This is a genomic window from Burkholderia sp. MSMB2157WGS (assembly GCF_001532755.1).
Classification (GTDB): domain Bacteria; phylum Pseudomonadota; class Gammaproteobacteria; order Burkholderiales; family Burkholderiaceae; genus Burkholderia.
Genome location: NZ_LPJG01000053.1, coordinates 251,144 through 264,275, shown reverse-complemented (window position 1 = coordinate 264,275; position 13,132 = coordinate 251,144). Strand labels below are relative to the sequence as shown.

The following is a 13,132-nucleotide window of genomic DNA, read 5'->3' as shown; positions in this document are numbered from 1 at the left end:
GGAGAACCGGACGATGAAGACGATCGTGCTCGGCGGCGGCATCGTCGGCGTGACCACCGCGTATTTTCTCGCGAAAGCGGGCGACGAGGTGACGGTGATCGAACGTCGCGACGGCGTCGCGCTCGAAACGAGCTTCGCGAACGCGGGGTTGATCGCGCCGGGCCATTCGTATACCTGGGCATCGCCGCGCGCGCCCAGGATTCTCTTCAAGTCGCTGTTTACCGACGGCCAAGCGCTGCGGCTCAAATGGACGCCCGACTGGCGCATGTGGGCCTGGTGCGCGCTGTTCCTGCAGAACTGCACGGCCGAGCGCTCGCGGCGCAACACGTCGATCAAGGTGCGGCTGTGTCGCTACGCGCAGCAGCGGCTTCAGCAGGCGACGCGCGACGAACGGCTCGAGTACGACCGGACGAGCGGCGGGCTGTTGTACCTGTATCGCGATCCGGCGTCGTTCGAGCGGGGCGTCGCGAACATGCGGATTCTGACCGACAACGGCCTGCCGCTCGACATCCTGGACGCGCGGGCCACCGTCGAACGCGAGCCGGCGCTGCGCCACGCGGCGGCCGGGATCGCCGGCGCGATCCATTGCCCGAGCGACGAGAGCGGCGACGCGCACCTCTTCACGCGCGCGCTCGCCGAGCGCTGCCGCGCGCTCGGCGTCGAATTCCGCTTCGGCGCGTCGATCGACGGCGTGCGCGCGAGCGCCGATGCGATCGACTATGTCGAGACGTCGCAGGGCCGCGTGACCGGCGATCGATACGTGCTCGCACTCGGTGCGTACTCGCCGTTCGTCGCGCGCACGCTCGGCTACCGGCTGCCGATCTATCCGGTCAAGGGGTACTCGGTCACGCTGCCGATCGGCGACACGCACGAGCCGCCCGCGCTCGGCGGCGTCGAGGAGAACCAGCTCGTCGCATGGGCGCGCTTCGGCGACCGGCTGCGGCTGACGGCGACCGCCGAGTTCAGCGGCTACGACACCACGCATTCGCCGCACGATTTCGCGCACATGCTCGCGACCGCGCAGGCACTGTTCCCGAACGGCGCGGACTACGCGAAGCCGTCGTACTGGGCCGGGCTGCGGCCGATGACGCCGGAGGGCACGCCGATCATCGGCGCATCCCGGCACCGCAACCTGTTTTTCAACACCGGCCACGGCCATATGGGCTGGACCATGTCGTGCGGCACCGCGAAGATCGTGGCGGATCTGATCCACGGCAAGCGGCCCGACATCGACATCACCGGGATGACCCTGCAATGAGCGAACTTCTGTCACCCTCCGAGGCATCCGATCCGGGCGTCGGCGCCTACGCCCGCTTCGATTTCTCGCTCGACGCCGGCATCGCGCGGCGCGCGGCGATCGGCCTCGTCGTGCTGGCGACCGATCATACGATCGAATACGAGTGGCGGCGTCTGCTCGCGATCGATGGCGTCGCGTTCTACGAAAGCCGGATCGCGAATTCGGCCGAGATCACGGCCGAGACGCTCGCGCAGATGGACGGCGGGATCTGCGCCGCGGTTGAATTGATCCGGCCGGGCGAGCGGCTCGACGTCGTCGCATTCGGCTGCACGTCGGCGTCGATGGTGCTGGGCGAGGAGCGCGTCTTCGAGCGCATCCGCGAGGCGCGGCCGGGCGTCGCGTGCACCACGCCGATCACCGCGGCGCGCGTCGCGCTGACGGCGCTCGGCGCGCGCGGCGTCGCGCTGCTGACGCCGTACGAGCGCACGATCAACGATGCGATGGCCGCGTACCTGCGCGCGCGCGGCGTCGATATCGTGCGGGTCGGCTCGTTCGAGCACCGCGACGACAACGAGGTCGCCCGGATCGAGCGCGCGTCGATCGAGCACGCGGTGCTGACGCTCGCCGCCGATCCGGCCGTCGATGCCGTGTTCGTGTCGTGCACGAGCCTGCGTATCGTCGATGCGCTGGCCGACATCGAAGCGCGCGCAGGCAAACCCGTCTTGTCGAGCAATCACGCGCTCGCATGGCACGCGCTGCGGCTCGCGGGCATCCACGATCCCGTGCCGGGCTTCGGCAGCTTGCTGATGCGCTGACGCATGGCTCGTGCATGCAACAAGACGCGCGCGGGCGAACTGCCGATGGATAATGACGCGCGGTGACAACAGGTGGAACCAGGAGACGAGATGTCGACTTCCGTTATGGCTGGCCGGGAGACCGCGGCGCCGATGCGCACGGGCCTCACGGTCAACGAGATTTACGAGCAGTTGAAACAGATGGCCGTGCTGTACGAGATCCGGCCGGGCGAACGGTTCAACGAACTGGAGCTCGCCGAGCGCTTCAACGTGAGTCGTACGCCGATTCGCGAGGCACTGAACCGGCTCGTTGCCGAAAACCTGCTGGTGTTCGTGCCGAACCGCGGTTTCTTCATTCGGGAACTGGAGGGGAAGGATGTGTTCGATCTGTTCGAATTGCGTCGCTCGATCGAGACGACCGCGGTGATGCTCGCGTGCGAGCGCGCATCGGACAACGACATCAAGGCGCTGCGACGCTTCTGGAAGCAGGTGATGAAGAATGCCGCGCGGATGTCGTCGTCGGAGCTGGTCGTCAAGGACGAGGAGTTTCACCTGGAGCTGGCCGCGTTGTCGGGCAACGCCGAGATCGGCCGGGTGCTGCAAGGGATCAACGCGCGGATTCACTACGTGCGCTGGGTCGATGTCGATCAGCGACGCAACGAGGCGTTTACCGAGCATCTCGAGATTCTCGACGCGCTGGCGGAACGCGATGCGGCACGTTGCGCGGCGCTGACCGACACGCATATCCGCTGGCGGATGGAGGAGATCACGCGCGTCGTCCAGGCAAGCGTCGTCAAGCTGTACGCAAGATAAAACAAGACCGGCCGTGGATTTTGCGACGCTCGCACGCAGCATGCGAGCGGGCAGCGCGGGCCGGTCGACGAGACAAGCAGTCGTGCAAAGGAGGACGGGCCGCCCGGATCGACCGGCGCGGCGCATCGCTACTTGATCGTCACGAGGTGCCGTCATGACACACGGTACGTTGGTCACGCTGTACAAGCCGTCCGCAGCGCAGATCGAGCATTTGCTGACCTTGCCCGCGAAAAGCCCCGCCGTCGTCGCGGTCGACAATTCGCCCGTCGCCGATCGTGCGCTGTATGCACGGCTCGCCGAAGGCGGCGTCGACGTGATCGCGAATCACAATCGCGGTGGCATCGCCGGGGCGTTCAACGCCGGCGTCGAATTCCTGATCGGCCGCGGCTGCGACGTCTTCTTCATCTTCGATCAGGATTCTTACGTTCCGGACGACTATTTCGACCGAATGCTGGCCGGTTGCGCACGGGTGGGCGACAGCCGTTTCCTGGTCGGGCCGCGGATCTTCAACCGCAATTTTCAGCGCGACCTGCCGTTGTTCACGGTGCGCCGCTGGTCCGCGCAGATCACGCCGATCCACGGCGGCGCGCATGGCCTGCTGTCGTGCTCGGTCATCATCTCGTCGGGCACCGCGATCTCGCTCGACGCGTATCGCGCGCTCGGTCGCTTTCGCGAGGATTTCTTCATCGACCACGTCGACGCCGAATACTGCATGCGCGCGCAAGCGCACGGCGTGCCGGTGTGCGTCAACGCCGACGTGTCGCTGCCTCACGAACTCGGCAGCCCGTCCGCGCAGCAGCACTGGCCGCGTGTCGAAATATTCGACCAGAGCCCGCTGCGCCACTACTATGCGGCGCGCAACTGCATCCTCGTCGCACGCGACTACTGGCGGCGCTATCCGGCGATGCTGCTGATCAATCTCATCACGCTCAAGCATGTCGCGTTCGTGCTGCTGCATGCGCGCAACAAGCGTCTGAAGCTGAAGGCGATCTATTGCGGCGTGACGGACGGGCTGCGAGGACGGTACGGGCGCGTGTGACGCGTGATTGATCGTGGTATTGGCGGACGACCCACGCGCCATTAAATTCGGACCACTTATTACAAGAGAGGATTCCAGATGAGCTTGACCAAGCCGATTCACCGCCGCTATACGGGCGCGTTCTCCGTCGCGCCGACGATCTTCACCGAGTCGGGCGAGATCGACATGCCGGGCCAGAAGCGCTGTGTCGACTTCATCATCGACGCGGGAGCGGACGGCCTGTGCATCCTCGCGAACTACTCGGAACAGTTTTCGTTGACCGACGACGAGCGCGAGCGGCTCATCGCGGCGATCCTCGAGCACGTGGCGGGGCGCGTGCCGGTGATCGTGACGACCACGCATTTCAATCCGACGATCTGCGCGGCGCGCAGCCGCGCCGCGCAGGCGGCCGGTGCGGCGATGGTGATGGTGATGCCGCCGTACCACGGCGCGACGATCCGTTGCGGCGAGGCCGCGATCGAGCAGTTCTATGCGACGCTCTCCGACGCGATCGCGATTCCGATCATGTACCAGGATGCGCCGATGAGCGGCACGCAGGTATCGGCCGCGTTTCTGGCACGCATCGCGCACACGATTCCGAATCTGCGCTATTTCAAGATCGAGGTGCCGCAATCGGCGGCGAAGCTGCGCGAGCTGATCGCGCTCGGCGGCGACGCGATCGAAGGGCCGTTCGACGGCGAGGAAGCGATCACGCTGCTCGCCGATCTCGATGCAGGCGCGACCGGCAGCATCCTCGGCGGCGGCTATCCGGACGGGCTGCAGCCGATTCTCGCCGCGTATCTGGCCGGGCAGCGTGACGACGCGGTCGCGCGCTATGAGCAATGGCTGCCGTTGATCAATTACGAGAACCGTCAGGCCGGCCTGCTGGCGGCGAAGGCGCTGATGAAGGAGGGCGGCGTGATCGCATCGGACGCGCCGCGTCGCCCGCTCGCGCCGCTGCATCCGGCGACGCGCGCGGGCCTGATCGAGATAGCGCGACGGCTCGACGCATTGGTGCTGCGCTGGGCACGCTGACGCGGCCATCTCGCGGCACGACGTTCCGATTTCCGCCGCAGCCGGTGCGCACGACGCGTACGGGCGGCCTTCGCACGCGATAACCCAACCAAGGAACCCGAAGAATGAGCATGCCGACGATACGCGCGGTTCGCGCGCTGACGGTGCGTGGTGGCGGTGCCGACTATCACGATCAGGATAGCGGTCACTGGATCGACGACCACATTGCGACGCCGATGTCGCGTTACCCCGAATACCGACAGAGCCGCCAGTCGTTCGGTATCAACGTGCTCGGCACGCTCGTGATCGAAATCGAGGCCAGTGACGGAACGGTCGGGTTTGCGGTGACGACCGGCGGCGAGATCGGGGCGTTCATCGTCGAGCGGCATCTCGCGCGCTTCATCGAAGGGCAGCGCGTGACCGACATCGAGAAGATGTGGGATCAGATGTTCTACGCGACGCTGTACTACGGACGCAAGGGCGTCGTACTCAATGCGATTTCCGGCGTCGATCTCGCGCTGTGGGACCTGCTCGCGAAGGTCCGGCGGGAGCCCGTGCATCAGTTGCTCGGCGGCAAGGTGCGCGACGAGCTCGAGTTCTACGCGACCGGTGCACGGCCCGATCTCGCGAAGGAGATGGGCTTCATCGGCGGCAAGCTGCCGTTGCATCACGGCCCGGCCGAAGGAGAGGCCGGTCTGCGCCGCAATCTCGAGGCGCTGGCCGAGATGCGTTCGCGCGTCGGCGCCGATTTCTGGCTGATGCTCGACTGCTGGATGAGTCTCGACGTGCCGTATGCGACGCGGCTCGCGCACGAAGCGCACGCACTCGGTTTGAAATGGATCGAGGAATGCCTGCCGCCCGACGACTATTGGGGCTACGCGAAGCTGCGCCGCGACGTGCCGCGCGGCATGCTCGTCACGACCGGCGAGCACGAAGCGACCCGCTGGGGCTTCCGGATGCTGCTCGAGATGGAGTGCTGCGACATCATTCAGCCGGACGTGGGTTGGTGCGGCGGGCTCACCGAGCTGATCCGGATCTCGGCGCTCGCCGACGCGCGCGGCGTGCTGGTGATTCCGCACGGCTCGTCGGTCTACAGCTACCACTTCGTCGCGACGCGGCACAACAGCCCGTTCGCCGAATTCCTGATGATGGCGCCGCAGGCGGATCGTGTCGTGCCGATGTTCGATCCGCTGCTGCTCGACGAGCCGGTGCCGGTCGGCGGACGGATGAGGGTGCCCGACACGCCCGGTTTCGGCGTGCGCCTGAATCCGGACGTGCGCATGCAGCGCCCGTACGAACACTGAGCGCGCGCAGGCGTGCACTCGCATCGTGAGGCCGGCCGGCTCGAACGGCGGCGGCCGCTGCCGAACACGTGATGGTCGAGAGGGAGGAGGGCGCAATGACGAAGTTGCTCGAGGACAGGATCGTCGTCGTGACGGGCGGATCGCGCGGGATCGGCCGCGCGATCGCGCTGGCGTGTGCGCGGCATGGCGCCGACGTCGTCGTGAACTACTGGACCAACCCGCTGCTGCCTGCGCAGGCCGATCACGAGATCGACGCGCTCGTCGACGCGGTTCGCGCGACGGGGCGCGATGCGCTGGCCGTACCGGGCGACGTCGCGCAGCCCGACACGGCCGGCGCGCTCGTCGCGGCCGCGGTCGAGCGATTCGGCCGGATCGACGTGCTGGCGAGCAATGCCGGAATCTGCCCGTTCCACGGCTTTCTGGACTTGCCGCCCGAACTGCTGCAAAGAACGATGGCAGTGAACCTGCACGGCGCGTTCTACATGACCCAGGCCGCCGCACGTCAAATGGCCGCGCAAGGGCACGGCGGCGCGATCGTCGCGACCAGTTCGATCAGCGCGCTGGTCGGCGGCGGCATGCAGACGCACTACACGCCGACCAAGGCCGGCGTCCATGCGCTGATGCAGTCGTGCGCGGTTGCGCTCGCGCCGCACCGGATTCGCTGCAATTCGGTGCTGCCCGGCACGATCCGCACCGAGATCAACGACGACGATCTCGCCGCGCCCGGCAAGACCGAGTACTTCGAGCGCCGGATTCCGCTCGGCCGCCTCGGCGAGCCGGACGACGTCGCCGACTGCGTCGTGTTTCTCGCGTCCGACATGGCGCGCTACGTGAATGGCGCCGCGCTGCTCGTCGACGGCGGGATGTACGTGAACCTGCAATGACACCGCGAGGCATGGGCATGGAAACGATCGCCTTCAGGATGCGCCTGCACCCCGGCAAGCAGGACGAATACCGGCGCCGGCACGATGCGATCTGGCCGGAACTGGCCGACGCGCTTCGTGCAGCAGGCATTTCGGACTACTGGATCTTTCTCGACGACGACACCCATCACCTGTTCGCCGTGCTCAAACGGCCGGCCGATCACCGGATCGCGCAACTTGCCGAAACGGACGTGATGCGTCGCTGGTGGGCGTACATGGCCGACCTGATGGCGACCGGACCGGACGGACGTCCGGTGGAGAAAGCGCTGGCGCCGATGTTTCATCTGGAATGAGACCGGCCCGTTCGACGGATCGGCAGCGCTCGACGTGTGCCGACCCGTCGCAGCGGATCGTCGTGTCGCATGAACTCACGGAGCTCACATGCAGGTTGTCGATCCCCATGTCCATTTCTGGGACGCCGACGCGCTGAGTTACGGCTGGCTCGATCGCGCCCAGCCGGCGTTCTCCGGCGCGGTGGCGGATTTGCCTCGTCGCTACCTGCCTGCGGACCTGCGCGCGGACGCCGGCGCGGATCTCGACGTGCTGAAGGTCGTGCATGTCGAGGCGATCCACGATGCGTGGACGACGCCGAGCGAAGTCGATTGGCTGCAGGCGCTTGCCGACGCGCCGGCGAGCGGCGGGATGCCGGACGGCATCGTCGCCGGCGTCGACCTGTTCGCGCCGGACGCACGCATCCGGCTCGCCGACGCGGCGGCGCATCCGAACGTGCGCGGCATCCGGCAGGTGCTGAACCGGCATCCGGACCCCTGGTACAACTACGTCGACGTGGACTATCTGGCCGAGCCGCGCTGGCGCGAGAACTTCGGGATGCTGAGCGAATTCGGTTTGTCGTTCGACCTGCAACTGTACCCGGCCCAGGTCGGCGCCGCGCTCGCCGTCATCGATGCGCACCCGGACACGCCCGTGATCGTCAATCACACGGGCATGTTCGTCGACCGGAGCAGCGTGCACGGCTGGCGCGAATGGCGCGACGGACTGCGCGGGCTCGCGCGGCGCGCGAACGTGACGATGAAGCTGTCCGGGCTCGCGATGTTCGACCATCGCTGGTCGGTCGAGAGTTTCCGCCCGTACGTGCTGGAGGCGATCGACGTGTTCGGCGCGGCGCGCTGCATGTTCGCGTCGAATTTCCCGGTCGATCGGCTCCATGCCGGCTATCCAGCGCTCTGGCACGCTTATGCGGAGATCGTCGCGGGCGCCCGCGACGATGAGCGCGCGGCACTGTTCGTCGACAATGCGCTGCGAACTTACCGGTTGTGAGCCACGTGCCACCGTGAACGTCGACGGATGTGCGGTGCGCGCGTCGTCGCTCGGCGTGATGTGCACCGGGCCGCAACGTGCGCATTCTCCGGTTCCGACGGGCCGCGAGCAGCAGGGCGGCCGACGAGATCGATGCGGCTGTGCAGGTGCCGGCCACACTGCCCGACATCGAGCGGTGCTGGCCGGCGCCTCCCCGGAGCTTGCCCGCTTTAACCGCGCAATGCAGTCGCGACGACGCTCGCCAACGGCGTCGTGGGTCGACCGATCAGTCGCGCGAGGGCGCCGCCGTCGTCGAACAGCGCACCGCGCGACGCGGCCACGTCGGCATCGGCCAGGATGCCGGCAAGCTCGGGCGGCAACCCGGCGCTCGTCAGCACGTCTGCATAGGCGTCCTGCGCAAGATCGTTGTAGACGACGGTCTTGCCGGACTGCCGCGAAACCTCCGCGGCCAGCTGCGCCAGCGTGAACGCATCGTCGGCCGCGAGTTCATACGTCTTTCCTGCGTGGCCGTCCGTCGTCAGTACCACGGCTGCCGCCTCGGCATAGTCCTTCCGCGCGGCGGAAGAGAAGCGCCCCGCCTTGGCGGCCCCGATGAACGCGCCGTGCTCGAGCGCCGCGGGAAGGGCCATCAGGTGGTTCTCGGTGTACCAGCCATTGCGAAGGATGACGGCGGGGAGGCCCGACGCCGCAATGACTTCTTCCGTCTGCCGATGCTCGATCGCAAGCCGGGCAGGCGAAGTGTCCGCGTGCAGCATGCTCGTATAGGCGAGCAACGAGACACCGGCCTGTCCGGCCGCATCGATCACCGCGCGATGCAACGGCACGCGGCCGGCGACTTCGGTCGACGAGATCAGCAGGAGCTTGTCGACACCGACGAACGCGCTGGCGAGCGTTTCAGGCCGCTTGTAGTCGGCCTCGCGCACCACCACGCCACGCGCCTCGAGGTCGCGCACCTTCGCGGGATCCCTGACCGCCGCGACGATCCGGCTGGCCGGCACGGTTTCAAGCAATGCGTCGATCACAAGGCGCCCGAGTTGCCCGGATGCTCCCGTTATTGCATACATGTTCGTTCTCTCCGTGTATCGGTAGGTGAGGTTCCAAGTGTAGGGACGAAGGTTTCTGTTGGAAACCACCTATCCATCGGTTACCATCATTTTCAAGTAACCAAATGGAAACCTCGGTGGGACGACGATGGGCTTGAGAATGCGAAAGAAGGTGGAGCCGCTGCCCGGCTGTCCGATGTCGAAATGCATGGCGTTGATCGGCGGCCTGTGGACACCCGAACTGATCTGGTGCCTGAGCAACGGCCCGCGCCGGTTTTCGGAGTTGCGGCGCGACAACCCGACCATCACCGCGAAGGTGCTGACCGGCAGGTTGCGTGATCTCGAGGAGCGGGGCGTGATCCGGCGAAGCGTGTTGCCGACGTCGCCGCCGTCCGTCGAATACGAATTGACGTCGCTGGGCAGGGAACTGCTGCCGGCGATTACGTCGATCGTGGAGGTCGGGTCGCGTCTGCTGCTTCGCGACCGGCCGCGCTAGCCATTCGCGACGGGGCCGAGAGGCGGCGCTTCAACGAGATGGGTTGAGGAAATCGCGGGCGCTCGGGAAACGATTTCACGCGACGCATTGCCCGCCGGGCGAAGCAATCGCTTGAAGACGAACGGGCTTGGCACGCTTTGCCTCTTCTTCGTCGGCGCTTTTGAAAAGTGAGCATCACGCGGATTCAGTTCGTCTCCCCGGACCTGCTGGGCGCGGAAGGACGCCGGCCATGCTGAAGAGGACGTGCATGACGTTGGCGAGACCGGCACCGGGACCGCACAGCCCACGATCATCACAAGCGGGTCGCGGCTCAACGGCCCGGCCAGCAGCCGGCTCGCGGCAATCGATCCGCACGATCGCGCCGACGCAACGCTTTACGCGTCTTTCAGCCAAGGCATTTCCACGGGCGACACGACCAGTTGCCGGAATTCGCGCTTCAGATCGAAGATGAACCCGACGAGGATCATGGAGTCGGCGTAAGGAATCGGAAAGACATGCGGATTTTCCGGCGTACGCAGCGGACGATCGGGGGTGTCTGCCGTTGCCGCGGCATTCTCGCGAACGCTTTCCAACTCGTCGGCCATGGCCACGCCACTCACTTGCAGCACACGGCTGCGCAGGTCGCTGAAGGGCTCGATGCGCGCAGCGTCTTCGTGATATTCGGGCACTTCGTAAACGAACCAGGACATTGTCGTCTCCCATGAGAAGGGGCGCTATTCTAACGCTACGCGAGAATCCACCGAAAATCGAGGCCGCCCACTTCTCCAAGCCTATCCACGAGCCCCGCGAGGTCATCGCATCTCGACCGGAGCGCAGCAACGTCACACTTCGGATAATGTCTGATGCGCCGCGCGAACAACCGCATCGACCGTAATGTCGAACTTGTCGTACACGTCCTTGATTTTCCCGGACTCGCCGAAGCTGTGCATGCCGACGAACCGGCCTGCCGGACCGAGGTACCGCTCCCATCCCAGTTCGACCGCCGCCTCGACCGCGACCCTCGCGGGAGAAGCGCCCAGCACGGCCCGCTGGTAATCGCGTGGCTGTTCCTCGAACAGCAGGCGGCACGGCATCGATACGACGGCCGTCGGCACGCCTTCGTGCTGCAGGACGTCGCGCGCCTGGACGGCGAGATCGACCTCCGAACCTGTCGCGAGCAACGTGAGTTGGCGCGGTCCGCCATCGGCCTCCCGCAAAATATACGCACCGCGTGCCGACTTGTTTTCGTTTCCAGGCTCGTTGCGCAGGAGCGGGACCGGCTGTCGCGACAATGCGAGGAGGGCAGCCCGGCGGGGCTGTTCGAGAATCAGTTCCCAGCACTCTGCCGTCTCGACTGGATCGGCCGGCCGATAGACGGCGAGTTGGGGAATGGCCCGAAGGGCGGCAAGGTGTTCGACGGGTTGATGAGTCGGACCGTCTTCTCCGAGACCGATGGAATCGTGCGTCATCACGAAGATGGACCGCACCCGCATCATCGCGCTCAACCGGATCGCCGGTCGACAGTAGTCCGAAAAACAAAGGAACGTGCCGCCGTACGGAATGAGACCGCCATGAAGGGCAATGCCGTTCATGGCGGCGGCCATGCCGTGTTCGCGGACGCCGTAATGAAGGTACGAACCGTTGAACCGGCCGGGCTCGATCGCGATTTGCTTCTTCGTCTTCGTATTGTTGGACTGCGTAAGATCCGCCGAGCCGCCCAGCAATTCCGGAATCGCGTCGACGAGACGATCGAGCACTTCACCGCTGGCCTTGCGGGTGGCCATTGCACTGCCACTGACGATAAACGCCTGCCGTGCCGCCTCGATCGCCGCCTTCCAGTTATCCGGAAGCCTTCCGGCATTGCGCCGGTCGAATTCGGCACGCAGCGCGTGCGGCGCCTGGCGGACCCGCTCCTCCCATGCGAGTCTCGTCTCGCGGCCGCGCGCCCCGATTTCTCGCCATGCTTTCAGCAGATCATCCGGAATTTCAAACGGCGGCGAATGCCAATCGAGGGCCTGGCGTGCGCCCGCAATTTCATCCTCGCCCGGGGCGTCGCTATGGGCTTTCTCGGTTCCAGCCTTCGTCGGAAAGCCGAATCCGATGACCGTCCTGCATGCGATCAAGGTCGGTCGATCATGCGTCGTCCGGGCGGTCTCGATAGCGTTCCGTATCGCGTCCGTGTCGTGGCCGTCGATTTCCAGGACGTGCCATCCCGCCGAGTGAAAACGCTCGATCTCGTTGTCCGAGACCGCGAGCCTGGTGGCGCCGTCGATGGAAATAGAATTGTTGTCCCAGAACGCGATCAGTCGGCCCAACCGGAGATGGCCGGCCAGCGAAATGGCCTCGTGGCTGATGCCTTCCATCAGGCAACCGTCACCGAGAAATACGTACGTGTGGTGATCGACGAGATCGTCGCCGAAGTGCGCATTCATGACGCGCTCGGCCAACGCCATGCCGACGGCGTCCGCGATGCCTTGACCGAGGGGGCCGGTAGTCAGTTCGATTCCATCGGCGTGCGAGTACTCCGGATGACCGGGTGTCTTGCTGCCGACTTGCCGGAACCGCTTCAGCTCGTCGATGGTCATGTCCGAATAGCCCGTCAGATAGAGCAGGCTGTAGAGGAGCATCGACGCGTGTCCGTTGGAAAGCACGAACCGGTCTCGGTCGATCCAGTGAGGGTCCGATGCATCGAATTGCATGAACTCCTTGAACAGGACCGTCGCGACGTCGGCCAACCCCATCGGCGCACCAGGATGACCGCTGTTGGCTTTCTGGACTGCATCCATGGCGAGAAAGCGGATACAGTTCGCCAGCGCGCGCAGATGGGGGTCTCGTGGGGACGGCACCGCTTTCGCAGTCGTCCCGGAATTTGCGGTGGGATCGCTCATCGGTTCTCCTATGTTGGCTACGGAAAGATGAGGCGACGGTGCAATATGCATACCTTCTCGGCGATGGCGAGGATATGGGGAGATGTTCGAAGCGTTTGCCTTCGACTTAATCGTTGATGGGGTGCGCGTCCCCGTCATTGCCTGGATGCAACGTGTCGGGAAGGATGTCGACCTCGTCTCGGTATCCACACGAGATCCACGCCAACTGCCCCTGCTTTAATAGCGGTTCAGTTCGATTCAGCCCGCCGCGCGGCCAGCTCGACGCATGCGAAACTTAACGCAGCGTCCGGGATGGGTCGACCACCACACTATGTCCCCAAAGCAGAAAGAGATGGAGCAGGCGCT

General features: G+C 65.7%; 13 protein-coding genes. 10 read left to right on the top strand and 3 right to left on the bottom strand.

What is annotated here, in order from left to right:
* Positions 1-13: 13 nt before the first annotated feature.
* The 9 genes from WT53_RS30760 (at position 14) to WT53_RS30720 (ending at position 8,381) form a co-directional block, all read left to right on the top strand.
* Positions 14-1,258, top strand: a complete 1,245-nt coding sequence (locus WT53_RS30760) for a D-amino acid dehydrogenase (RefSeq protein ID WP_060262608.1) — start codon at positions 14-16, stop codon at positions 1,256-1,258.
* Positions 1,255-2,052 (top strand): aspartate/glutamate racemase family protein, encoded by a 798-nt coding sequence (locus tag WT53_RS30755; protein WP_034209153.1) that lies wholly within the window; start codon positions 1,255-1,257, stop codon positions 2,050-2,052. The genes WT53_RS30760 and WT53_RS30755 overlap by 4 nt, the downstream gene beginning before the upstream one ends.
* A 90-nt stretch (positions 2,053-2,142) precedes the next feature.
* Positions 2,143-2,844, top strand: a complete 702-nt coding sequence (locus WT53_RS30750) for a GntR family transcriptional regulator (RefSeq protein WP_034209154.1) — start codon at positions 2,143-2,145, stop codon at positions 2,842-2,844.
* Between the two features lie 154 nt (positions 2,845-2,998).
* Positions 2,999-3,883: a glycosyltransferase family 2 protein gene (locus WT53_RS30745; protein ID WP_034209155.1), complete on the top strand. Its 885-nt coding sequence runs from the start codon at positions 2,999-3,001 to the stop codon at positions 3,881-3,883.
* Positions 3,884-3,961: 78 nt separating this feature from the next.
* Positions 3,962-4,897, top strand: coding sequence for a dihydrodipicolinate synthase family protein (locus WT53_RS30740; RefSeq protein WP_052100410.1), 936 nt, complete (start codon positions 3,962-3,964; stop codon positions 4,895-4,897).
* A gap of 104 nt (positions 4,898-5,001) precedes the next feature.
* Positions 5,002-6,180: an L-rhamnonate dehydratase gene (rhmD, locus tag WT53_RS30735; RefSeq protein WP_034209156.1), complete on the top strand. Its 1,179-nt coding sequence runs from the start codon at positions 5,002-5,004 to the stop codon at positions 6,178-6,180.
* A gap of 95 nt (positions 6,181-6,275) precedes the next feature.
* The gene (locus WT53_RS30730) at positions 6,276-7,064 is read left to right on the top strand and encodes an SDR family NAD(P)-dependent oxidoreductase (RefSeq protein WP_034209157.1); all 789 of its coding nucleotides are present in this window, start codon (positions 6,276-6,278) and stop codon (positions 7,062-7,064) included.
* Positions 7,065-7,081: 17 nt separating this feature from the next.
* Positions 7,082-7,396, top strand: a complete 315-nt coding sequence (gene rhaM / locus WT53_RS30725) for an L-rhamnose mutarotase (protein WP_034209484.1) — start codon at positions 7,082-7,084, stop codon at positions 7,394-7,396.
* A gap of 88 nt (positions 7,397-7,484) precedes the next feature.
* Positions 7,485-8,381 carry an amidohydrolase gene (locus WT53_RS30720; RefSeq protein WP_034209158.1) on the top strand — a complete coding sequence of 299 codons (897 nt, stop codon included), beginning with the start codon at positions 7,485-7,487 and terminating at the stop codon, positions 8,379-8,381.
* Positions 8,382-8,590: 209 nt separating this feature from the next.
* Here the strand turns inward: WT53_RS30720 and WT53_RS30715 are convergent, their stop codons facing one another.
* The gene (locus WT53_RS30715) at positions 8,591-9,445 is read right to left on the bottom strand and encodes an SDR family oxidoreductase (protein WP_034209159.1); all 855 of its coding nucleotides are present in this window, start codon (positions 9,443-9,445) and stop codon (positions 8,591-8,593) included.
* Positions 9,446-9,596: 151 nt separating this feature from the next.
* On the opposite strand from WT53_RS30715, the gene WT53_RS30710 reads away from it, so the two are divergent.
* Entirely contained in the window at positions 9,597-9,920 is a 324-nt protein-coding gene (locus WT53_RS30710) for a helix-turn-helix domain-containing protein (protein WP_230624958.1), read from the top strand.
* A gap of 374 nt (positions 9,921-10,294) precedes the next feature.
* On the opposite strand, the gene WT53_RS30705 is transcribed toward WT53_RS30710, so the two are convergent.
* Both WT53_RS30705 and tkt read right to left on the bottom strand, forming a co-directional pair.
* Positions 10,295-10,609 (bottom strand): hypothetical protein, encoded by a 315-nt coding sequence (locus WT53_RS30705; protein ID WP_034209161.1) that lies wholly within the window; start codon positions 10,607-10,609, stop codon positions 10,295-10,297.
* 132 nt (positions 10,610-10,741) lie between these two features.
* Positions 10,742-12,787 (bottom strand): transketolase, encoded by a 2,046-nt coding sequence (gene tkt / locus WT53_RS30700; RefSeq protein WP_060262606.1) that lies wholly within the window; start codon positions 12,785-12,787, stop codon positions 10,742-10,744.
* Between the last annotated feature and the right edge of the window lie 345 nt (positions 12,788-13,132).